This window comes from Acidaminococcus fermentans, from assembly GCF_009696675.1.
In the GTDB taxonomy this organism is placed as follows: Bacteria; Bacillota; Negativicutes; order Acidaminococcales; family Acidaminococcaceae; genus Acidaminococcus.
On sequence record NZ_VULN01000015.1, the window covers coordinates 15561 to 38854 of the forward strand.

At 56.9% G+C, this 23294-nt stretch carries 20 protein-coding genes; 19 read left to right on the forward strand and 1 reads right to left on the reverse strand.

The genetic code is table 11. The annotated features are described in order from the left end of the window. The first annotated feature begins 113 nt into the window (after nucleotides 1–113). From FX155_RS09725 to dusB, 12 genes are all read left to right on the forward strand, one after another. The gene (locus tag FX155_RS09725; RefSeq protein ID WP_326831134.1) at nucleotides 114–1451 is read left to right on the forward strand and encodes an amidohydrolase; all 1338 of its coding nucleotides are present in this window, start codon (nucleotides 114–116) and stop codon (nucleotides 1449–1451) included. Then, nucleotides 1444–2244 (forward strand): DUF3100 domain-containing protein, encoded by an 801-nt coding sequence (locus tag FX155_RS09730; RefSeq protein ID WP_022487351.1) that lies wholly within the window; start codon nucleotides 1444–1446, stop codon nucleotides 2242–2244. The genes FX155_RS09725 and FX155_RS09730 overlap by 8 nt, the downstream gene beginning before the upstream one ends. Then, nucleotides 2241–2696, forward strand: a complete 456-nt coding sequence (locus FX155_RS09735; protein ID WP_022487350.1) for a hypothetical protein — start codon at nucleotides 2241–2243, stop codon at nucleotides 2694–2696. Before FX155_RS09730 ends, FX155_RS09735 begins: the two co-directional genes overlap by 4 nt. Before the next feature lie 338 nt (nucleotides 2697–3034). After that, nucleotides 3035–5611, forward strand: coding sequence for a heavy metal translocating P-type ATPase (locus FX155_RS09740; protein ID WP_022487349.1), 2577 nt, complete (start codon nucleotides 3035–3037; stop codon nucleotides 5609–5611). A gap of 134 nt (nucleotides 5612–5745) precedes the next feature. Next, on the forward strand, nucleotides 5746–6234 hold the full coding sequence (locus FX155_RS09745) for a S1 RNA-binding domain-containing protein (RefSeq protein ID WP_022487348.1): 489 nt from the start codon (nucleotides 5746–5748) through the stop codon (nucleotides 6232–6234). Between the two features lie 46 nt (nucleotides 6235–6280). Continuing rightward, nucleotides 6281–7342, forward strand: a complete 1062-nt coding sequence (tilS, locus tag FX155_RS09750) for a tRNA lysidine(34) synthetase TilS (protein ID WP_288219215.1) — start codon at nucleotides 6281–6283, stop codon at nucleotides 7340–7342. Further along, the gene (gene hpt / locus FX155_RS09755; protein WP_154488551.1) at nucleotides 7326–7865 is read left to right on the forward strand and encodes a hypoxanthine phosphoribosyltransferase; all 540 of its coding nucleotides are present in this window, start codon (nucleotides 7326–7328) and stop codon (nucleotides 7863–7865) included. The genes tilS and hpt overlap by 17 nt, the downstream gene beginning before the upstream one ends. A gap of 54 nt (nucleotides 7866–7919) precedes the next feature. Continuing rightward, nucleotides 7920–9857 (forward strand): ATP-dependent zinc metalloprotease FtsH, encoded by a 1938-nt coding sequence (gene ftsH / locus FX155_RS09760; RefSeq protein WP_022487345.1) that lies wholly within the window; start codon nucleotides 7920–7922, stop codon nucleotides 9855–9857. A gap of 152 nt (nucleotides 9858–10009) precedes the next feature. After that, nucleotides 10010–11005, forward strand: coding sequence for a biotin--[acetyl-CoA-carboxylase] ligase (locus tag FX155_RS09765; protein ID WP_022487344.1), 996 nt, complete (start codon nucleotides 10010–10012; stop codon nucleotides 11003–11005). Then, the gene (locus tag FX155_RS09770) at nucleotides 11002–11562 is read left to right on the forward strand and encodes a biotin transporter BioY (RefSeq protein ID WP_022487343.1); all 561 of its coding nucleotides are present in this window, start codon (nucleotides 11002–11004) and stop codon (nucleotides 11560–11562) included. Before FX155_RS09765 ends, FX155_RS09770 begins: the two co-directional genes overlap by 4 nt. A 221-nt stretch (nucleotides 11563–11783) precedes the next feature. Continuing rightward, nucleotides 11784–12554 (forward strand): type III pantothenate kinase, encoded by a 771-nt coding sequence (locus tag FX155_RS09775; RefSeq protein WP_154488552.1) that lies wholly within the window; start codon nucleotides 11784–11786, stop codon nucleotides 12552–12554. Nucleotides 12555–12804: 250 nt separating this feature from the next. Continuing rightward, nucleotides 12805–13797 carry a tRNA dihydrouridine synthase DusB gene (gene dusB, locus FX155_RS09780; protein WP_022487341.1) on the forward strand — a complete coding sequence of 331 codons (993 nt, stop codon included), beginning with the start codon at nucleotides 12805–12807 and terminating at the stop codon, nucleotides 13795–13797. Between the two features lie 35 nt (nucleotides 13798–13832). Here the strand turns inward: dusB and FX155_RS09785 are convergent, their stop codons facing one another. Beyond that, nucleotides 13833–15227 carry a serine hydrolase domain-containing protein gene (locus FX155_RS09785; protein ID WP_154488553.1) on the reverse strand — a complete coding sequence of 465 codons (1395 nt, stop codon included), beginning with the start codon at nucleotides 15225–15227 and terminating at the stop codon, nucleotides 13833–13835. Between the two features lie 347 nt (nucleotides 15228–15574). On the opposite strand from FX155_RS09785, the gene pepV reads away from it, so the two are divergent. The 7 genes from pepV (at nucleotide 15575) to FX155_RS09820 (ending at nucleotide 23258) form a co-directional block, all read left to right on the forward strand. Further along, complete coding sequence (pepV, locus tag FX155_RS09790) at nucleotides 15575–16954, forward strand: dipeptidase PepV (protein WP_022487339.1); 1380 nt, start codon at nucleotides 15575–15577, stop codon at nucleotides 16952–16954. A 95-nt stretch (nucleotides 16955–17049) separates the two neighbouring features. Further along, nucleotides 17050–18144, forward strand: a complete 1095-nt coding sequence (locus FX155_RS09795; RefSeq protein ID WP_022487338.1) for a dipeptide epimerase — start codon at nucleotides 17050–17052, stop codon at nucleotides 18142–18144. A 33-nt stretch (nucleotides 18145–18177) separates the two neighbouring features. Further along, the gene (locus FX155_RS09800) at nucleotides 18178–19359 is read left to right on the forward strand and encodes a DUF819 family protein (protein WP_022487337.1); all 1182 of its coding nucleotides are present in this window, start codon (nucleotides 18178–18180) and stop codon (nucleotides 19357–19359) included. 237 nt (nucleotides 19360–19596) lie between these two features. After that, nucleotides 19597–19914 carry a DUF3870 domain-containing protein gene (locus FX155_RS09805; RefSeq protein ID WP_022487336.1) on the forward strand — a complete coding sequence of 106 codons (318 nt, stop codon included), beginning with the start codon at nucleotides 19597–19599 and terminating at the stop codon, nucleotides 19912–19914. A gap of 354 nt (nucleotides 19915–20268) precedes the next feature. Continuing rightward, nucleotides 20269–22167, forward strand: a complete 1899-nt coding sequence (locus FX155_RS09810; RefSeq protein WP_154488570.1) for a glutamine synthetase — start codon at nucleotides 20269–20271, stop codon at nucleotides 22165–22167. A gap of 27 nt (nucleotides 22168–22194) precedes the next feature. Then, nucleotides 22195–22779: a 3D domain-containing protein gene (locus tag FX155_RS09815; protein ID WP_022487334.1), complete on the forward strand. Its 585-nt coding sequence runs from the start codon at nucleotides 22195–22197 to the stop codon at nucleotides 22777–22779. 38 nt (nucleotides 22780–22817) lie between these two features. After that, a complete protein-coding gene (locus FX155_RS09820) occupies nucleotides 22818–23258 on the forward strand; it encodes a PaaI family thioesterase (RefSeq protein ID WP_326831135.1) in 441 nt (146 codons plus the stop codon). Nucleotides 23259–23294 lie beyond the last annotated feature (36 nt).

Genomic DNA, 23294 nt, shown 5'->3' on the forward strand with positions numbered 1-23294 from the left:
TTTACACCTAAAACGTAACAAAAACGGTTACTTATGTAAAATAAAACAAAAATGTTGATAAAATAACAAAACAAGAGTATGATAAGTGCGTACAATAATTTTTCGTTAGGGGAGTGGAGATTACGGATAAGGAAGTACTGAAACAAAAAGTGTTCAAGATGATTGATGATTCTGCTCAGGAGCTGCAGGCCTATGCAGCGGATGTGGCTTCGGAACCGGAATTCGGGTTCAAGGAATTCAAGACTTCCGCCAAACTGGCGGCCCAGTTCGACAAACTGGGGATCCCCTACCGGAAGGGAATGGCCATTACTGCTGTCAAAGGGGTCCTGAAAGGGGGCAAGCCCGGTCCCACCATCGCCATCCTGGGGGAACTGGATGCCATTGGCTGCCCGGAACATCCCAAAGCGGATCCGGATACCGGGGCTGCCCACGCCTGCGGCCACCACATGCAGCAGTCTTCCATGCTGGCCGCTGCCTACGGCCTTGCCAAAACCGGGGTCATGAAGGACCTGTGCGGGAATGTGGTGTTCTTCGGGGTCCCGGCGGAAGAATACGTCCAGATCGCCTACCGGAAAAAGCTCCGGAAAGAAGGGAAGCTTCATTTCCTCCATGGGAAAGGCGAACTGATCTATGAAGGGGAATTCGATGACATCGACATGGCCATGATGATCCATTCCCAGAAACGGACCCCCAAACCGGTGGTGGCCATCGGTACCAGCAGCAACGGGTTCATCGGCAAGACCATCCAGTATGTGGGGAAGGCCGCCCATGCCGCCGACGCTCCGGACCAGGGTATCAACGCCCTGAACGCCGCCATGCTGGGGATCATGGGGATCAATGCCCTCCGGGAAACCTTCCGGGATGACGATGCCATCCGGGTCCATCCCATCATTACCAAAGGGGGAGACCTGGTGAACAATGTGCCTGACGATGTGCGGATCGAAACCTATGTCCGGGCCAAATCCATGGACGCCATCGACCGGACCAACGCCAAGGTGGATGCGGCTCTCCGGGCGGGGGGCGCCGCTATCGGGGCCAAGGTGAACATCGACACCCTGCCCGGCCAGCTGCCTCTCATCTGCAACCCGGAAATGAATGAACTGTTCGTCCACAATGCCCAGGACGCCTTCCCGGAGGTGGAAATCACCAACTCCGGCCACTTCAGCGCCTCCACGGACATGGGGGATGTGTCCCATCTGATGCCCGCCATCCATCCCTTCATCGGCGGGGTGGACGGACTGCTCCACGGACCGGATTTCAAGGTGGTGGATTTCCATGCGGCGGCGCTCCTGCCCGGGAAAGCCTTTGCCGGCATGGTCATCGACCTTTTGAGCGATGATGCCAAGGAAGCCAAGAAGATCCTGGCCGATTTCAAGCCGGCGCTTACCAAAGAACAATACATTGCCAAACTGGATGGCTATTTCAGCGAGGAGGAACCCGACCATGATTAACTGGAAACTGCACATTACGGCCCTGGCCCTGGTGGTCATCGCCGAACTGATCGGTATCAAATCCTTCAATCTGGGCCCGGGGAAAGTGGTGTTTGTCCCCATGCTCTATGCCCTGATCCTGGGGATCCTGACCACTCCCAACTTCTTTAAACTGACCAAACAGAAGGACATGGAAGACGCAGGCTCCCTGGTGGGCATTACCCTGATGCTGCTTATGGCCCGGTATGGGACCCTGGTGGGGCCCACCCTGCCGAAAATCATCAGTGCCAGCCCGGCTTTGATCCTCCAGGAATTCGGGAACCTGGGGACGGTATTTTTGGGGGTTCCCCTGGCGGTGGCCTTCGGGCTGAAACGGGAGACCATCGGGGCCGCCCATTCCATCGCCCGGGAACCCAACGTGGCTCTCATCGGTGAAAAATACGGCCTGGATACTCCGGAAGGCCGGGGGGTCATGAGCGTGTACATTGCCGGTACCGTGTGCGGCACTGTGTTCTTCGGGATCATGGCTTCCTTCCTGGCAGCTTTAAAGATCTTCCATCCCTATTCCCTGGCCATGGCCTCCGGGGTGGGGAGCGCCAGCATGATGTCCGCTTCCCTGGGGACCCTGACGGTGATGTATCCGGAAATGGCTGACCAACTGGCCGCTTTCGCCACCGCCTCCAACATGCTTTCCGGTCTGGACGGGGTATACATGGCCGTGTTCCTGGCCCTGCCTTTGACGGAATGGCTCTACAAGAAATGCTGCATCATCAAATACGGTCATGTGCTGACCAAGGAGGAGGAAGGAAAATGAGATCGTTTACTTTGCCTGAAACCACGCTGGTCCTCATTATCACGGCTTTCCTGTCCCTGGTGGCCAATACCCTGTCCAGCAACATTCCCTTTATGGACGCAGTCCCCGGCATGGTGATCCTCATCGCCATTTCCCTGGCAGGGATCGTGGCCGCCCGGGTGATCCCCGGAGGGATCCCGGCGGTGGCCTACATTACCACCCTGGGCTGTATCCTGACCTATCCCGGGTTCCCGGGCTCTGAAGTGGTCAACATGTATATGAAGAAAGTGGGCTTCCTGGCCCTGTGTACCCCCATCCTGGCCTACGCGGGGATCTCCATCGGCAAGGACATGGACGCCTTCAAGAAAACCGGCTGGCGGATCGTGGTCCTGGCCTGCGTGATCTTCATCGGCACCTACGTAGGGTCCGCCGCCATCGCCGAAGTGATCCTGAAAGCGCTGGGACAGATTTAACTGGTTGTCACTGGTCTCTGGCCAATGGAAAGAATCCGTGGCTGACGGGTTCTTTCGAATAAAAAAGACGTTGCTTTTCTTTTAATCTGTTGCTTGTTGTGAGTTCTTCTGAAGAGCAAGGACAAGCCAAAGGCGCGTCCGAGCCAGCTTCATACAATGAAAGACAGCCGCAGCCCGGCTGCCTTTCTTTATCCAGTGACCAGTGACAAGAGGCCAGTGACAGGGGGGTGTGAATTTTTCACACCCCCCTTTTTCTCTTGACAAATATCCCCCAACAGAGTATGATATGACCATGAAAGAAGGATACCCTGGTAGGGTATAGAAAGAGAGGATCGGTTATGAAACAATATATAGTAACAGGCATGACCTGTGCTTCGTGCCAGGCCCATGTGGAAAAGGCGGTGGCCGGGGTTCCCGGGGTCACCGGGGTATCGGTTTCCCTCCTGACCAACAGCATGGGGGTGGAAGGGACCGCCTCCGATGGGGATATTATCAAGGCCGTGGAGGACGCAGGCTACGGGGCTTCCGTCAAAGGAGCCGCCCAGGCCAAACAGGGAGTGGCGGAAAAGCTGGCCGCCGATGAAGAAGCCCTGAAGGACCATGAGACGCCCCGGCTCCGCCGGCGGCTGGTTACCTCCCTGGGGTTCCTGTTCCTGCTCATGTACATCACCATGGGCCACAACATGCTGGGGTGGCCGGTGCCCGCTCTGCTGGACGGGAACCATCTGGGACTGATGCTTACCCAGATGCTCCTGGCCATTATCGTCATGTACATCAACAAGGACTTTTACACCAGCGGTTTCAAGACCCTGTTCCACGGGGCTCCCAATATGGATACCCTGGTGGCCCTGGGTTCTTCCGTTTCCTTCCTGTGGAGCCTGGCGGTGTTCTATGATATCACCTTCCTGACCGCCCACGGAACGCCCTTCGAAGAACTCCACCACATGTACATGCACGACCTGTACTTTGAAACCGCAGCCATGATCCCTTCCCTGATCACCCTGGGGAAGATGCTGGAAGCCATGAGCAAGGGCCGGACCACCGATGCCCTGAAAGGGCTCATGAAGCTGGCTCCCAAGACCGCTGTGCTGATCCGGGACGGGAAGGAAGTCACCGTCTCCATCGATGAAGTCCAGAAAGGGGACATTTTCGCCGTCCGTCCCGGAGAAAACATCCCGGTGGACGGGGTGGTGGTCAAGGGCAATTCCGCCGTCAACGAAAGCGCCCTGACCGGGGAAAGCCTGCCGGTGGACAAGAAGCCCGGAGACAAGGTTTCCACCGCCACCATCAACCAGTCCGGGTACCTGGAATGTGAAGCCACCCGGGTAGGGGAAGACACCACCCTGAGCCAGATCATCAAACTGGTCAGCGATGCGGCGGCCACAAAGGCTCCCATTGCCCGGATTGCCGATAAGGTTTCCGCCGTGTTCGTGCCGGCCATCATCAGCATCGCCCTGGTCACCACCCTCGGCTGGCTGATCGCCGGAGCTCCTCTGGGCTCCGCCATTGCCCGGGGCATCGCCGTGCTGGTCATCGCCTGCCCCTGCGCCCTGGGGCTTGCCACTCCTGTAGCCATTATGGTGGGCAGCGGGGTAGGGGCCAAGAACGGCATCCTGTTCAAGACCTCCTCTTCCCTGGAAAACGCCGGGAAAGTGGCAGTGGTGGCTCTGGACAAAACAGGGACCATTACCAAAGGCCAGCCCAAGGTAACCGATGTGGTGCCGGCGGAAGGCTATACCAAAGAAAGCCTGCTCCAGCTGGCCTATGACCTGGAACAGAAATCCGAACATCCCCTGGCCAAAGCCGTAGTGGAAGAAGCGGAAGCCAAAGGTCTCAGAGCAGACGTTGTGGATGATTTCCAGGCTCTGCCCGGGAACGGACTCCAGGTGATCCAGAAAGGGAAGAAACTCATTGGCGGAAGCCTGAGCTTTCTGAAGAGCCTGGGGGCCCTGGATGACGCCATGGAAGCCAAAGGAGCGGAACTGGCCGGTCAGGGCAAGACACCCCTGGTGTTCGCCAAAGACGGGAAGCTGGCCGGGATGATCGCCGTGGCTGACGTGATCAAGGAAGATTCCGCCAAGGCCATCAAGGAACTCCAGAACATGGGCATCGAAGTGGTCATGGTCACCGGGGACAACCAGCGGACTGCCGAAGCCATCGGCCGTCAGGCCGGGGTGGACAAAGTGGTGGCCGGGGTCTTGCCGGAAGGCAAGGAAACGGTGATCCGGGAACTCCAGAAAGCCGGAGGCCTGGTGGCCATGGTAGGGGACGGCATCAACGATGCGCCGGCTCTCACCCGGGCAGACATCGGTATCGCCATCGGTGCCGGAGCGGACGTGGCCATCGATTCTGCCGACATCGTGCTGATGAACAGCCGGCTCACGGACGTATCCGCAGCGGTGCGGCTGAGCCGGGGCACCGTGACCAACATCCACGAGAACCTGTTCTGGGCCTTCTTCTACAATGTCATCTGCATCCCTCTGGCAGCCGGGCTGTTCAGCTACAAGATGAACCCCATGGTGGGGGCGGCGGCCATGAGTATTTCCAGCTTCACCGTGTGCATGAATGCCCTGCGGCTGAACCTGTTCAAGCTCCATGATGCCAGCCATGACAAGAAACGGAAGAACCCGGCTGCGGCTGTGGTGGAAAAAGCGGACCTGGCGCCTCAGCCTGCTGCCTGCCCGGTACCAGCTGCAGACGGCACCACCGTGACTCTGAAAGTGAAGGGCATGATGTGCGCCCACTGCGAAGGCCGGGTAAAGAAAGCCCTGGAAGGCCTGGAAGGGGTCACCAGCGCCAAAGCCGACCACACCTCCGGCACCGTGGAAGTCACCGAAACCCGGAACGTCCCCGAAAACGACTTCAAAAGCGCCATCCTGAAGGCGGGGTATGAGTATGAGGGGAAGGAAGCATAAAGATGTCTGTTGACCATTGACAAAAGGGGCTGTTGCGCATGCGGCAGCCCCTTTTCCCTCTTGACGAAAATTCGTTAACAACGGTATAATGGTTAACGTAATACCCACTGATTAAAGGAGGATGTCTTTGACTTATGGCTTTGGAAAAAGGCGCAGTTGTTGATGGTATTGTCACCGGGATTACGAATTTTGGTGCTTTTGTGTCATTGCCCGAAAATAAGGTTGGTCTGATTCACATTTCTGAGGTTTCCAATGTCTTCGTCAAAGATGTACATGATTTCCTCAAGGTAAAGGATAAGGTTACCGTCAAGGTGGTTTCCATTGACGACAAGGGGAAAATCGGCCTGTCCCTGAAAGCCCTGATGCCTCCTGCTCCTGCACCGGAACGGAAACCGGCGGGAGAAAACAGACATTTTGAAAACAGACACTTCGAAAACAAACGGTTCGAAGGGAAGAAGCGGTTCGAGAGCAAACCCTTCCATGGAGCTCCCCGGGCCCAGGGTCCCATGAGCTTCGAGGACAAGCTTTCCCGGTTCCTGAAGGAAAGCGATGATCGTCTGCTGGATCTGAAACGGAATACGGAGTCCAAACGGGGCGGCCGTGGTGCTCGCAGAGGAGATTGATGAACACAAAAGGTACTTCCTCGGAAGTACCTTTTTTAATTAGAAGGTGAAAACGTTGAGTATTTTGGAAAACAGCCTGCGGCAGCTGGTGGCCCAGTCCCCCCTGTGGAAACCGGGGACGAAAGTCATCGCCGCCTTAAGCGGCGGAGCGGATTCCCTGTGCCTCACTGATGTGATGGCCTCCCAGGGAGAAGAAGACGGGGTGGATGTGCTGGCAGTTCATGTCCAGCACCATCTCCGGGGGGAGGAAGCGGAACAGGATGCCCGGCAGGCGGAAGAGTACTGCCGGAACCGGGGCCTGGCCTTCCGGCGGGTGGATGTGGATGTCCGGTCCCTGGCGGAAGGGGAAGGGCTTTCCCTGGAGGAGGCGGCCCGGAAGCTCCGGTATGGAGCCCTGGAAAAGGTCCGGCAGGAAACCGGTGCCGCTGCCATTTTCCTGGCCCATCATCAGGATGACCAGGCGGAAACCGTGCTCCTGAATCTGGTCCGGGGCGCCGGTACCCGGGGGATGCGGGGAATGCTGCCGGTAAGCGGATATCTGGCCCGTCCCTTTCTGGAAATCACCCGGCGGGATACGGAAGCCTACTGTGAGGAAATGGGCCTTGCCTGGTGTGAGGACAGTTCCAATGAGGACCAGAGCCTGAAGCGGAACTGGGTCCGGAAGACCCTGCTGCCCCTTCTGGAGACCCAGAATCCCCAGATCCGGAAGCAACTGGCCCAGGCGGCAGCTCTGGCTGCCAGTGATGAGGCCTATCTGGAAAAACTGGCCGGCCGTTACATCGGTGCCTATGGCCGGGAAGTGTTCGACACCTGGGATATCAAGGTGGAGAAGGATTTTGCCGCCCTGCCCCTGGCTCTCCAGAGCCGGGTGATCCGGATCCTGGTCCGTCGGGTGGGCGGAGCGGAAATGAGTTATGATCATGTCCGCAAAATATTGGAAATGATTGAACGGGGCGTGGGCAACAAGTCCCTAGATGTCCCCGGCGGTGTCCGGCTGATCTATCTGAACGGCCGGCTGATGGTGGGAAAAAACCAGCGGTCCCGGGAAGAAGAACGGGCCGCCAAGCTAGCACAAAAGGAGCGTCAGAGAAATGAACGAAAATCTTGAAAGAGTCCTGATTGATGAGAAAACCTTAAAAACCCGGATCGCTGAAATGGGCGCCCAGATCAGCAAGGATTATGCCGGAGAAGAACTGGTGGTCATCGGCCTTTTGAAGGGGGCTGCCTATTTCCTTACGGAACTGACCCAGCACATTACCGTGCCGGTGCGGATCGACTTCATCAAGGCTTCTTCCTACGGTTCCGGCACCAAATCTTCCGGCAAAGTGGACATCGACTATGATACCTCCCGGAACATCGCCGGCAAAAACGTGCTGCTTGTGGACGATGTGATCGACACCGGACTCACCCTGAAGGAAGTGGGAGAACTGTTCCGGAACCGGAACCCCAAGACCCTGAAAGTAGCAGCCATGCTGGACAAGAAGGAACGCCGGCTGGTGAAGGTGCTGCCGGACTATGCCGGGTTCGAGATTCCCGATGAATTCGTGGTGGGCTTCGGCCTGGATTACGACGAAGAATACCGGAACCTGCCCTATATCGGTATCCTGAAACGGTCCGTCTATGAAAAATAATTCCATGTCTGCCGGTCCTTCCCGGAATGGTTCAGACAGGAAAGGAGCTCTAGTGTGAGTAAGTTTATCCGTAATCTGGTATTTTACCTGCTCATTGTCATTGTAGGGGTCTGGATTTACGATTATTACAATGCCTCCAGCACTCCCAAGAACGAAATGAGCTACAGCAACTTCATCAAGGAAGTCCAGCAGGATGAAGTGAAGAGTGTAACCATTGTGGACAATTCGGTGATCAAAGGCAAGCTGAAAAACGGTGCCGACTTCACCACCATTGCGCCCCGGGATGACAAACTGGTGGATACCCTCCGGGCCCGGGATGTGGAAATCAAGGCGGAACTGCCGCCCCAGCCTTCCATGCTCAGCAATATCCTGACTTCTCTCCTGCCCATGGTGGTCATCGTGATCCTCTGGTTCTTCATGATGAACAACGCCCAGGGGGGCGGCAGCCGGGTCATGAGCTTCGGCAAGAGCAAGGCCAAGCTTTATGGGGACGGCAAGAGCCGGGTCACCTTCAAGGATGTAGCCGGGGCTGATGAAGCCAAACAGGAACTGGAAGAAGTGGTGGAATTCCTGAAGGCCCCCCAGAAGTACAACCAGCTGGGAGCCAAGATCCCCAAAGGGGTGCTGCTCTACGGACCTCCCGGTACCGGGAAGACCCTCCTGGCCAAAGCCGTGGCCGGGGAAGCGGGGGTGCCTTTCTTCAGCATCTCCGGATCTGACTTTGTGGAAATGTTCGTGGGGGTGGGGGCCTCCCGTGTCCGTGACCTGTTCGACCAGGCCAAGAAAAACGCTCCCTGCATTGTGTTCATTGACGAAATCGATGCCGTAGGCCGCCAGAGAGGCGCCGGCCTGGGCGGGGGCCATGATGAACGGGAACAGACCCTGAACCAGCTGCTGGTGGAAATGGACGGGTTCGGTGCCAACGAAGGGATCATCATGATTGCCGCCACCAACCGTCCGGATATCCTGGATCCGGCACTGCTGCGTCCGGGCCGGTTCGACCGGCAGATTGTGGTGGACAAGCCGGATATCCGGGGACGCCGGGCCATCCTCCGGGTCCACACCAAAGGCAAACCCATCGATCCTTCTGTGGATCTGGGAGTCATTGCCCGGCAGACCCCGGGTTTTACCGGGGCTGACCTGGCCAACCTGGTGAACGAAGGGGCCCTGCTGGCCGCACGGCACAACCAGGTGACCATCACCATGAGCGACCTGGAAGAAGCCGCGGAACGGGTGATGATGGGTCCGGAACGGAAGAGCCGGGTGATCACCGACGAAGAGAAGAAGCTCACCGCCTACCATGAAGGGGGCCATACCCTGGTGGGGATGCTGCTGGACCATACGGATCCGGTGCACAAGGTGACCATCATCCCCAGAGGCCGTGCCGGTGGCTATACCCTGAGCCTGCCTACGGAAGACCGGTATTATGCCACCCGCAGTGAAATGCTGGATCAGCTGAAGGTGCTCCTGGGGGGCCGTGTGGCGGAAGCCCTGGTGCTCCATGAGATTTCCAGCGGGGCCAGCAGCGACCTCCAGCGGGCTACGGAACTGGCCCGGCGGATGACCTGCGAATACGGCATGAGCGATGTGCTGGGGGCTGTGACCTTCGGCCACCGGCAGGAACAGGTGTTCCTGGGCCGGGACATCGGTCGGCAGAACGACTACAGTGAAAAAGTGGCAGCCCAGATCGACGGGGAAATCCGCCGGTTCATCGACGAAGCCTACGAAGGCACCGTGAAGCTGCTCACCGACCATATGGACAAGTTGCACCTGATCGCCCAGAACCTGATGGAACGGGAGACCCTGGAAGGCCACGAGATCCAGGAACTGCTGAAATACGGCCATATCCTGGAAAAAGGCGAAGTGCCGCCTCAGGAAGAACCCAAGAAGCCCGCCGACGGTACCCCGGCCCCCATCGGACCGGTCCCAGCCGAAGAACCGGCCGAAGAACCCGTGATGGCGCCGGTACCGAAAGAAGTGCCTCAGGCGTAAAAAGGCTGTTGCCTTGGTAGCAGCCTGTCAACGGCCGCTGACCGCTGACTGTTGACTGCTGACAAGAAAGGGCTGTTGCTCAGGCAACAGCCCTTTATCCAAGCAATTGCGTTAACATACTTCTCCCAACAGGGAACGAAAGGAAGACTGTCATGCGTACTGAAATCCTGAACATCCTTCGTAAAAAAGCGCCGGAACCGGTTTCCGGCGAGGAACTGGCCAAACAGCTGGGAATTACCCGGACGGCCATCTGGAAGCATATTCAGACCCTGAAAAAGGAAGGCTACGGCATCGAAGCGTTCACCAAAAAAGGCTATGTGCTCACTTCCGTGCCGGACAAACTGCTGCCTTCGGAAATCATGGCCCATCTCCATACCCGGTTCGTGGGCCGGTCCATCTGTTATGAGGAAAGCGTCACCAGCTCCAACGAAGTATTGAAGAAGCTGGCGGACAAAAACGCCGCCGACGGAACCGTCTGTGTGGCGGAAGAACAGACCGGGGGCAAGGGACGGCTGGCCCGGGGCTGGTTCAGTCCCAAAGGCAAGGGCCTGTGGTTCTCCCTGCTGCTGAAGCCCGCCTTCCTGCCCCAGGAAGCCCCCAAAATGACCCTGCTCAGCGCCGTGGCGGTGGTCCGGGCCATCCGGGAAGTCTGCCAGGTGGATGCCCGGATCAAGTGGCCCAACGATGTGCTGCTGAACGGGAAGAAGCTGGTGGGGATCCTTACGGAAATGAGTGCGGAATTCGGCCACATCAACTATCTGGTGGTGGGCATCGGCATCAATGTGTGCGTGCCCAAAGAGATGGTGCCGGAAGAACTCCGGGCCGCCGCCATTTCCATTGCCGATGCAGCGGAAAAACCGGTGGACCGGGTGGCTCTCCTGGCCAAGGTGCTGGATTATCTGGAATACTATTATGACCTTGCCTGCCGGGAAGGGTTCGGCCCCATCCTGGACCAGTGGCGGAAATATTCCATCACCCTGGGAAAACAGGTGAAGGTGATCGCACCGGACAAGACCTATGTGGGGACGGCCCTGGACATCGATGATACCGGGGCTCTCCAGGTGAAGAAAGAGGACGGTACGGTGGAAACCGTCCTGGCCGGGGATGTTTCCATTCGTCCGGCCCAGGGAAAGGGGAAATACGCATGAACCGGACCAGAAACATGATGGGAGCCGGGCTGTTCACCGCCCTGATCATCCTCAGTTCCTATGTGACTATTCCCCTGGGACCGGTGCCGGTGACCCTCCAGACTCTGATGGTGCTCCTGGCCGGGTTCCTGCTGGGACCGGTGTGGGGACTGGCCAGCGTGCTGGTATGGATGGTCCTGGGCTGTGTGGGGCTGCCCGTATTCAACCAGGGCCAGGCCGGCATCGTCATGCTGGCAGGGCCCACCGGGGGCTTCATCCTCAGCTTCCCGGTGGTGGCATGGCTGGCCGGGAAGGTCAGCCGGGGATCCTGGGCCGGGGACAGCCTGTGGAAGAACTTCCTGGCCCTGGCCGGGGTGACGGTGGTGTGCTACATCATCGGAGCCATCGGCTTTAAACTGAGCTTCGCCTTTTTCCTCCACAAGCCCATGACCTGGGAAAAGACCCTGGCTCTGTCCGTGGCCCCCTTCCTGCCCCTGGACATCGTAAAAGCCCTGATCACCGCCTTCCTGGGCACCCGCATCCGCCGGGCCCTGAAGGCAGGGGGGATGTGGGAGTAAAGACGGTCAATTGACCGTTGACCGCTGACAAAGGGGGTAATGCTGTATGGAACATACAGCATTACCCCCTTTTCCTTGACAACTCCCCCCGTTGCCCCTATAATAAAGTCGTTTATGGACCGGACCTGTACGGAGAGAGAATGCCGGGAGCCCTGCTGCAGGGTGCTTCTGAGGGATTCCCAGGCCGGTCATTCTAGAAACCGATATGGAGGGTTTTCACCATGTTAATGGTCATGGATGTTGGCAACACCAACATCGTAGTAGGGGTTCACGACGGCAATACCTGGCAGGCACACTGGAGAATTTCCAGCAGCCGCTCCCGGACTTCCGATGAATTCGGCATCATCCTGGGCAGCATGTTTGCCTACAGCGGTATGGATATGAAGGATATCGAAAACATCATCATTTCCACCGTAGTGCCGCCTCTTCTGGTACCCCTGTGCAACATGTGCAAGCGTTTCTTCAGCATCACTCCCTTTGTGGTCACCAGCGAAATCAAAACCGGTCTGAAACTGGATTACGATGATCCCTCCCAGATCGGGGCCGACCGGATCGTCAACGCAGTGGCTGCCCACAACATGTACGGGGACAAGGGGAATCTGATCATCATCGACTTCGGCACCGCCACCACCTTCTGCGCCCTGACCCCTGCCGGGGAATACCTGGGTGGCGCCATTGCCCCGGGCATTGGCATTTCCACTGAAGCCCTGTTCCAGAAAGCGGCCAAGCTGCCCCGGATCGAACTGATCAAGCCCCCCAAGGCAATCTGCCGGGACACCATTCACGCCATGCGGTCCGGCGTGATTTACGGCTTTGTGGGCCAGATGGACGGCCTGATCACCCGGATGAAAAAAGAACTGGGAGGCCAGGCCTTTGTAGTAGCCACCGGAGGCTTTGGCAAACTGATGGCCAGCGAATCCGACCAGGTGGACGTAGTAGAACCCTTCCTCACCCTGGAAGGCCTGCGGATTCTGCATGAGATGAATAAATAAAGGCGGTCGCGGGTCGCGGTCAGCTGTCAATGGTCAATGGCCGAAGGAAGCCAACTTTCGTTGGCTTTGAAAAATTGAAAACGGAATGACTGTTCCTGTCTGTAAGTGGAAACTCAGTTGTTATTGAGTTTTCGCCTTGGCTTTCTTTCAGACAGTTCTTTACAAGGAACAGATTCAAAAGCAGGAAGCAGTGAATTGCTGCTTCCTGCTTTCATTCGGCCATTGACAATCAGTAAAGGAGCACTCCTAAATGACAACTCACATCGAAAAAACGCTGCAAACCCTCCTCCCGACCCGGCTCCCCATCGCCCTTGCCCCTATGGCCGGGGTTACGGATCTTCCTTTCCGGGTGATCTGCCGGGAGCTGGGGGCGGATTACACGGTTTCGGAGATGGTCAGCGCCAAGGCTTTGCTGTTCAGGAACCCCAAGACCTTTGCCATGTTGGAAGTGGATCCCCGGGAGCATCCGGTGGCCATCCAGCTGTTCGGTTCGGTGCCGGAGGAATTGGCCCGGGGTGCGAAAATCGTGGCGGAACACGGGGCGGACATCATCGACTTCAACATGGGCTGCCCGGTGCACAAAATCGTGGCCAATGGGGAAGGGTCCGCCCTGATGAAGGACCCCGAACGGGCCTATGCCTGTCTGGCGGCTCTGGTGGATGCGGTGGACCTGCCGGTGACGGTGAAGTTCCGGGCCGGCTGGGATGAGGAACACCGGAATGCGGTGGAGATCGCACGACTGGCAGAAAAGGCCGGCGTGGCGGCAGTGGCAGTCCATGGCCGTACCCGGGGGCAGTTCTACAGCGGAAAGGCGGACTGGGACATTATCCGCCAGGTCAAGGAGGCCGTGTCCATTCCCGTACTGGGGAACGGAGATGTGTTCACCGCCCGGGATGCTCTGGCCCTGTGGGAGACCACCCACTGTGACGGAATCATGATCGCCCGGGGAGCCCAGGGAAATCCCTGGATCTTCCGGGAAGTGAAGGCGGCCCTGGCCGGGAAACCCATTCCAGCCGTGACCCTGGAGGAACGGTTTGCCATGGTCCGGCGCCATCTCCGGGACCTGATTGCCTTCAAGGGAGAAAAAGTGGCCATCCGGGAAATGCGCCACCATGGAGCCTGCTACTTCACTGGTCTCTCTCACAGCGCCCACTACCGGAACGCCATCAACCAGTGCCTGACAAAAGAAGCCTTTGAGCAGGTGCTGGAGGAGTATGAGGGGGAATTGGAAAAGGGACTGTGAAAAAATGAGAAATCATTTTTTCACAGTCCCTTTTTTCAAAAGAACGCCTTGTCACAAATGGCATTCATGATATTCTCTTCCCACACATAGTTCCCGCTGAATTTTCCTTCGCTCCTGGGGTCCTCGTCTTCGGCCACCGCTTCTCCGTTCATCATGTAGATGAACCCGTTTTTGGTGCCGGGGACCACGAACAGGCCGGACAGGAGGCCGTAGGCTTCCCCGGTGTGGCCCCACAGGTCCAGTTCATGGTCTTTCACCACCCGGGAGGTGCCGCTGCCCTTGATGGGATACATGGCCAGGCCGTAGGCCTCGATGGAGCCTCCGTAGGTGTTCCCGTTCTTCCTGGCCGGATCCCAGGTCCACTGGGTGGTCATCATTTCCCGCAGGGCCCCGGGCCGGAGCACCTGTCTACCTTTGTACTTCCCGTTGTTCAGGACCATCTGGAGGGCATGGCCCAGTTCGTCGTAGGAGATCCGCAGGCCCCCCTGCGGGGAGAAGAAGGTGGCGTTGGTGCCGGGCTGGTAGTCCTTCAGGCTGTAGAAGGCATCCAGGTCCCGGTGGTCCGGGTTCTGGACCTTCACCTGGTCTTTGGGAGGCTGTTTCCCCTGGTAGTCATCAATCTGAGGGATCCAGGGCCCCTGTTCATCCCATTTCCCATTGCTGTTCTTCTGGTAGATCACCCCCAGGTTTTTGAAGGCTCCTTTGGAAAGGTTCCCCACAGTGTAGTCCGCCTTGATGTCCAGGTCCTTCAGGATGTGCTTTTTCTGGTACAGATCGAACCGTTCCCCGGTGACTTTTTCGATGATGGTACCCAGAAGGCCGTAGTTGATGTTGGAGTACTTGAAGTATTCCCGGGGAGCCTGGCCGGCGGGAGCAAAATGGTCCCCGTTTTCATAGAACTTCCCGTCCTTCACGAAAAATTCCCGGACGGAGTATTCCGGGGGAATGGCATAGAGCTTCCCGTCCCGGAGACTGGAGGTGTGGCTTAGGAGCATCCGGACGGTAATGGGGGTGTCCGGATAGTTGGGATTCCAGAGAGGGAAGCCCAGGATCTCGCTTACATCCTGGTCCAGCCGGAGCTTCCCCTCATCCACCAGCTGCATGATGGTAAAGCCGGTGAACATCTTGGAGACGGAGGCCGCCCGGAACCGGGTATCCGGAGTGATGGGCAGGTCTTTCTGGCCGGGCTTTTCTGCAAAATACCGGTGTCCGGCAAAATGGGTGTAGACTTTCTTTCCGTTCTTGTACACTTCCACTCCCAGGCCGGGTACATGGGTGCCGTCATGGCCCACCATTTCATCCAGCTGGGCGGACAGGGCTTTGGCCGCCTTGGGATCCATGGCCTTCCGGGCCAGGGCGTACTGGGGCATGAGCACGGCGGCACACAGCCCCAGGGCCGCCAGCCATTTCAGATGGTGCTTCGTTTGCATAAAAAGACCTCCTTTGAACAGTTCCGGAATTTCGACGGAAAAATCAGGCTTTTCCGTCACTACCAGTACCCATTATACCGGTGAACAAAAAGACAGTCAACATGTATACAGCATACTATATAATGTTAAAAAATCGGAATACTTCATTGACAGTAGACGGGCGGATACGGTAAACTTAAGTTGTAAGACCCATAGAGAATGCTGTTTCATTTTGTGTGGGCTATGGCCAATAGCTCAGGGAGCATTGTGAGACCCAGCATGGGGCAGAGTGGTTTTGCTGCGCCTTTGCTGGGCTTTTTTGTACCCCGGCAGCAGGCTCTGAGGGAAAAACATCAGGAGGTCGTACAATGAATTTAGCAAAACTGGTAGACAACAATCGGGAAGCCATGGTGAAAACCCTGCAGGAAGCCGTCCGGATCAAAAGTGTCCAGGAACCGGCTGTGCCCGGCAAGCCTTTCGGGGAAGGTCCGGCCCGATGCCTGGCCTATATGCTGGAAGAAGCGGCCAAAATGGGCTTCCGCACGGAAAATGTGGACAACTATATGGGCTGGTGTGAATACGGGGAAGGACCGGAAATGGTAGCCGTCCTGGGGCATCTGGATGTGGTGCCGGAAGGGGACGGCTGGACGAAGGATCCCTACAGCGGGGAAGCGGACGGAGAAAACGTCTACGGCCGGGGCACCATGGATGACAAAGGCCCCACCACCGCCGCCCTCTATGCCCTGAAGGCCCTGAAGGACAGCGGGGCTCCCCTGAAACGGCGGATCCGGATCCTCTTTGGTACCAACGAGGAAACCGGCAGCCAGGACATGAAGCATTACCTGGAAAAAGGCGGGGAAATCCCTGTGTGCGGGTTCACCCCCGATGGAGAATACCCGGTGATCAACGGGGAAAAAGGCATCATCAACGTAACCTTTGAACGGGCCTACACCCAGGAGGGTGGTCTGGTTCTGAAGGAAATCAAAGGGGGCTCCGCCTTCAACGTGGTGCCGGCCCTGGCTTCCGCCACCATCCAGTGCGCGCCTGCAGAAGCCGCCAAGATCCTGGAAAAATATGGAGAAAAGGATCCCAAGGTCCAGTGGGAAGTAATCCCGGAAGGGTTGAAAGTCACTGCCCAGGGAGTCCAGGCCCATGCAGCTTCTCCGGAAAAGGGAGAAAATGCCATCGGCCGTCTCCTGGCTGCTCTGGCGGAACTGCCCTTTGGGGATGATCTCCATCAGGCACTGGCGTTCCTGGGTCAAAAGATCGGTACGGAGATCCACGGGGAATCCCTGGGCATCTGCCTGGAGGATCCGGATTCCGGGAAGCTGTCCTTCAACCTGGGGGTTATTGCCGGAGACGCTGGGAAACTGACCTTGAAGATCAACTACCGGTATCCGGTGACCAAATCCTATGAGGACTGTGCTCCCAAACTGGATGCCCAGTTCGCAGAAGCCGGGTTCCGGAAGGTCGGCGAAACCCACAAGAAATCCCTGTATGTGGATCCCAAAACCGACTACATCCAGACCCTGCTCCAGGTGTACGGAGAACTGACGGACTTTGAACCGAAGACCATCTGCATCGGAGGCGGCACCTACGCCAAGAGCATCCCCAATATTGTGGCCTTCGGGCCTATTTTCCCGGGGGATGCAGTGCGGGAACACCTGCCTAATGAATACTGGGAAATCGACAAACTGGTGCTCAACGCCAAGATCTATGCGGAGGCTCTGTACCGGCTGGCGAAATAAAGGCGGTCAGCTGTCAACGGTCAGCGGCCGGAGGAAGCCAGTCTCGCTGGCTTTCAATGAAGAACAATGGTTGTGCAATTAAGGAGGGAAAGCCAATGAAAATCACGAAAGTTCGCCTGGGACGGATTTCCGTTCCCCTTCGGGTACCGTTCAAAACCGCTTTGCGGCAGGTCAACAGTGTGGAGGATATCATTGTGGAGATCCACACGGATACCGGTGAGGTGGGATTCGGGGAAGCGCCCCCAACGGGAGTCATTACCGGAGATACCACCGGAGCCATCATTGGCGCCTTCCAGGATCATATCAGCAAGACCCTGGTGGGCCGGGACGTGGATGACTTCGAAGATATCACCCGGGCGGTCCAGGACTGCATCGTGAAGAATTCCAGTGCCAAGGCTGCGGCGGACATGGCCCTGTGGGACCTGTACGGCAAGAAGTACGGGATTCCGGTGTACAAAATGCTGGGAGGCGCCCGGAACAAGATCGTTACGGACATCACCATCAGCGTGAATCCCCCAGAAGAAATGGCCCGGGATGCAGTGAATGCCCTGGAACGGGGCTATGACACCCTGAAAGTGAAGGTGGGCATCGATCCGTCCCTGGATGTGGCCCGGCTGGCCGCCATCCGGAAGGCTGTGGGGCCGGACATCCGGATCCGCATCGATGCCAACCAGGCCTGGAGCCCCAAACAGGCAGTACGCCTGCTGAACCAGATGCAGGAAAAGGGCCTGGATATCGAACTGGTGGAACAGCCGGTAAAGGCCCACGACCTGGAAGGGCTGAAATACGTCACGGAACGGTCCTATGTGCCGGTACTGGCCGACGAAGCGGTGTTCTCCGTAGAGGACGCTCTGAAAATCGTCCAGATGCAGGCGGCGGACCTGATCAACATCAAATTGATGAAATGCGGCGGTCTTACCAACGCCCTGAAAATCGCCACCCTGGCGGAAGTCTGCGGGGTGGAGTGCATGATCGGATGCATGCTGGAGGCCAAGGTCAGCGTCAATGCGGCGGTGCACCTGGCCTGTGCCCGGAAAATCATTACCCGGGTGGATCTGGACGGGCCGGTGCTCTGTTCCGAAGATCCGGTGGAAGGCGGCGCCGTCTTCAACGAAAAGGAAATCACGGTCAGCGACGGGCCGGGGCTGGGTGTCACCGGGGTCCGGGGCATCCGGTATCTGGACGACTAGCCTCCTGACGGGGAAAAGAAAGGGGAGATTTCTATGGTCATCACCAACGGTTTTACCTACATTGCCTTCCTCATGTGCCTGGCAGGGGTCCTGCTGGCACTGGAAAAGTATACCAAGTGGAAGATCTTCAACCTGGTGCCCCCTCTGGTGTGGATCTATGTGCTGAACATGATTTTCTGCACCATGGGCCTGTACCATTCCAAGGAAGTGTCCGCAGCCTACAAGGCCCTGAAGAACAACCTGCTGTATGCCATGATCTTTGTGATGCTGCTTCGGTGCGACTTCCGGAAACTGGCCAAACTGGGAGGCCGGATGGTGGCCATCTTCCTGGGCTGCTCCGTGACATTGTTCATCGGCTTTGTGGTGGGCTACCCCATTTTCAAAGGCTTCCTGGGCCATGACACCTGGGGCGCTGTGGCGGCCCTGTACGCTTCCTGGGTAGGGGGCTCCGCCAACATGGCGGCCATGCAGGCGGCACTGCCGGTGGATGCGGGTGCCTACAGCTGCGCCCTGGCCCTGGATACCGTGTGCTATTCCGTGTGGATCGCCCTGCTGCTCCTGATGGTGAAACATGCGGACAAATGGAACAACTCGGTGAAGGCGGATACGTCCAAACTCCAGGCAGTGGCTGATGCAGCAGCTGCGGAAGTGGCCAAGGAAAAGAAAAAGGCATCGGCGGCTGACTGGATCTTCCTGATCGGTGTTTCCCTGCTGGTGTCTGCCATTGCCCAGAGCGTGGGGGCTTCTCTCAACACCATGCTGAAGGGTGTGGGACTGGCCATGTTCGACAAAGGGACCATGACCACCGTGTTCGTCACTGTCCTGGGCCTGATTTGTGCCATGAGCCCTCTGGGCAAGGTCCCTGCTGTGGAAGAACTTTCCAGTGTGTACCTGTATGCAGTGGTGTCCCTGCTGGCTTCCACTGCTTCCGTAACGGACCTGTTGAGTGCTCCCATGTGGGTGGTGTACGGGTTCTTCATCCTGGTGGTCCATGTGATCGGCATGTACATCCTGTCCAAGCTGTTCCACTGGGATCTGTGCATGGTTTCCACCGCCTCCCTGGCCAACATCGGCGGGGCGGCCTCCGCACCTATCGTGGCGTCCGCCTACAACGAATCCTATGCCGGCATCGGGGTCCTGATGGGGGTCCTGGGGGCTGCCATAGGGAACTTCGCCGGACTGATCTGCGGGTATGTTTTGAAAATGATGGCGTAATTGGTATAATAAAGGGGTGCTGCACGTTGGGTGCAGCACCCCTTTATTTGTCAGCGGTCAGCGGCCGGATGTAAAAATTTGCAGGCAAATTTTTCGAATGGAAACGCAGCCAGCGGCTGCTAACCCACCACCATTGCGCAAGCGCAACGGTTCCCCGCCCTTGAAAAGGGCGGATATCTGCCGGGGCTGACGCCTGCTGCCTTTACAGTACCAGTGCAACCAAAGGAGCACAGTCACATGGACAAACGAACCCTTTACCTTACCGGGGAAGCCCGGACCAATATGGACAATGCCATTACCAAGATCTACGGGGTGTTCTACATGGCCTTTGAGGTGGTGGAACAGACCGGGGAAATCGTGGAGGTGGACTGCAACGCCACCCTGGAGCTGACCCGGAACTTCATCCGGAAACTGTTCCTGAACCATTCCATCCTGGAGGAATCCCAGTTCCTGGAACAGGAAGTGACCCGGCGGTATTTCGGCTCCTCCGGAAAGGCCATCCTGGCCGCCTACCGTGACGCCCGCCAGCATTACCGGCAGATAGTGGGGAAGTAGTGGCCCACGACCGGGGATGCTGCATTGCAGCAGCCCCTTTTTACTCTACTAAAGTTCGGAGTTCTCCCTATTCGACCTCTTTTCATCCTGAAAAAATTGTAAAATTTCTCTTGAAAAGACGTAAATTCGAACAATCATATATTGATGAATAAAATTATTCGAGAAAATCCCATTTTCCTCTAGGCGATGGGAAACTTTTGTGTTATAATAAACCACGTAATCAAAGACCAAAGGATACAGGTTTTGGTAAGGCAAGATTCAAAAGGGATGGAGACACACCTGCAAACAGGAGCTCTGTTCCAGTCCAGGCCAGGTATTCAAAAAGAACTTTCGAGGGGAAAGGGGTACATGATTATGTACGAAAAAGATCTGCTTTACGTGATTAAACCCAGTGAATTGGAACCGGAAACCTTACGCGTACTGCTCGCTCAACATCCTGAGATTAAATTTGTGTCCTTCATGGGCATTGACTTCGCCGGCAACGACACCGACGAAAAGGTACCCATCAGCGCACTGCTGGACAACATGGAAACCATGCTCTACAGCCATACCGCCCAGACTGACGGTTCTTCCGTAGTGCTGCCCGGGGTTGCCTCTCTGAACGATGCCCGGGTGGACATGGTGGCAGACCTGTCCGTGAACTGGTTCGTGGACTACAACATGGAACACATCGATCCGGAGACCGGGAAAATGGTGGGCACCCTGCGTGTTCCCTGCTTCCTGAAACACAATGGGGAATTTGTGGATTCCCGGTACCTGCTGAAGGAAACCCTCCGCTATGTAGGCGATGAAATCCTGAAAGCCATGAAAGCCGAAGGGAAAGTCCCCGGCCTGGCCTTTGCTCCGGAAGATGTGGAAAAGATCACTTCCACTTCCGCTACGGAACTGGAATTCTGGGTGAAGACCCCTACGGAAGACGTTTCCACCGAAGCCCTGTCCTCCTCTCAGATCATGCAGGAACAGTACTGGGCCCGTACCCGGGGCAACGTTCGTACCGCTCTGGAACAGGCTGTGGAGATCCTGGGCTACTATGGCCTGGAACCGGAAATGGGCCACAAAGAAGTGGGCGGCGTCCGGGGCCAGCTGGATGCCAACGGCAACATGACCCACGTCAATGAACAGCTGGAAATCGACTGGAAATATTCCAACGGCCTCCAGGCTGCTGACAACGAAATCCTGGTTCGCACCATTGTGAAGGAAGTGTTCCGTGCCAACGGACTGGAAGTTTCCTTCCTGGCCAAACCCATCGTGGGGGTTGCCGGCAGCGGCGAACACACCCATGTGGGCCTGGGCTGCCTCACCAAGGATGGCAAATTCTACAACCTGATGAGCCCGGCCGACATGACCAAAGATTTCCTGTCCGCTGTAGGATATGGGGCACTGATGGGCATCCTGAAGAACTATGAAGTGCTGAACCCCATCGTTTCCTGCACCACCGACGCTTTCAAACGGCTGAAACCCGGGTTCGAAGCTCCTATCTGCATCGTAACCTCCCTGGGCATCGCTCCGGACGTCCCCTCCCGGAACCGTACCATCCTGGCCGGCCTGATCCGCGACCTGGACAACCCCAAGGCCACCCGTTTCGAAATGCGGGCTCCCAACCCCTTCACCAACACCTACATGGCTCTGGCAGGCTTCTACATGGCTGCCCTGGACGGCATCAAGGCTGCCCTGGCTTCCGGCAAGAGCACGGATGAACTGTGTGCGGAACTGTCCAAGAAGTCCGGTGAAGACGGCTTCTATCTGGAAAAAGACAGAGAATACCGTTCTGAAAACGATGTATTCGAAGACTACACCGAAGAAGAACGGAACAAATACTTCGGAGCTCCCCCTGCAACGGTTTGGGAAAACTGCAAGGCTTTCGACAAGTATCCGGAAAAGGTGGCCGTGCTCACTGCCGGCGACATCATCAAACCGGTTTACCTGAAATCCTTCGAAGAGGGTGCCCTGATCCGTTGGCAGACCGAACTGCTGAAACACATCATCCCTGACTACCGGGCCAAAGTGGTGGCCATGAAACCGGTGACCAGCGAAAGCAGCACCGCCTGGGATGACGGCATGTGGCAGAGAGTCCAGGAACTGCGGGTCCTGATCGCCAAAGATACGGACACCAGCACCAGCCTGTTCACCCAGATTGCCAAAGCCTTTGCTGCCGGTGACTTTGACAAGGCTTCCGACCTCCAGAAGACTCTGGATGCCAAGATGGAAGAACTGGAAGGCCTGTACACCGATTATAAAAACAACATCCTGTAAGACCATGGAAAAGGAGGCTGCCGCGCTGTGCAACGCAAGACCTTTGGTCTCCTGCTGGCGCTCCTGCTTCTCTTCCTGATGCCCCTGACTGGCAGGGCTGCCGCCGTAAAACCGGTGGCAGTCCTGGGGTCCAAGGGTCAGAAGGTGGAAGAAGTACAAGCTATGTTGTCCAAACTGCACTACTACAACGGCGATATAGATGGAGAGTTCGGAACAGGGACACAGATTGCAGTAAAAAAATTCCAACAGAAGAATCGGAAACCGCAGACCGGGGATGTGACCTGGTCCATTTACAATTTAATGAGCAAACAGAGTGGCCTGAGTTTCGGTCATTTCCGGAAAATCTGGATCATGGAATCCACAGGATACAGTCCTCAGGATCCCGGGGTCACAGGAGTCACCTACACAGGTGCCATGATGCGCCGGGGTGTGGTGGCAGTGGATCCGGTACTGATCCCTCTGGGCACAAGACTGTACATAATGGGCTACGGCGAAGGACTTGCCTGTGATATTGGCTCTGCCATCAAGGGCAACAAGATCGACCTGGCTTTTGACAACCGCGGACAGGCGCTGGAATGGGGCCGTCGGCGGGTACGTGTGTATATACTGTAAAAAGCGGACAAAACAGCAGGAATAAAGGAGTGGAACCAGTGCTGACAGCAAAAGAAATCCCCAACTGGATGGTCAAAAAATTCGAAGAAAACAGCTTCATGAAACTGGCTGACGTGAAACTGGAAAAAGTGGAGTGCGGCTACTGTGAACTGAGCATGGACGCGGACCCGGAACACAAACACGGGAACCGGTACGGAGTGATCCACGGAGGAGCCCTGTTTACCCTGGCGGATACGGCCATGGGGGCGGTGGGCTACAGCATCGGCTGCAAGGTGGTCACCCTGTCCAGTTCCATCAACTTCATCAGCAATTCCAGTGCCAAAGAAAAGGTCTGGGCCAGAGCCTCCCTGATCCATGCCGGCCGTTCCACCCTGGTGACCCGGGTAATGATCTATGACCATACCGGGAAGGAAATGGCCGATGTAACAGGGACCATGTTCGTCGTCGGTCATTTTGACGAAATACCCAAAAAGTGGTAAAATATTCATACATTTAGGCTTAAAATTGAGAATAAA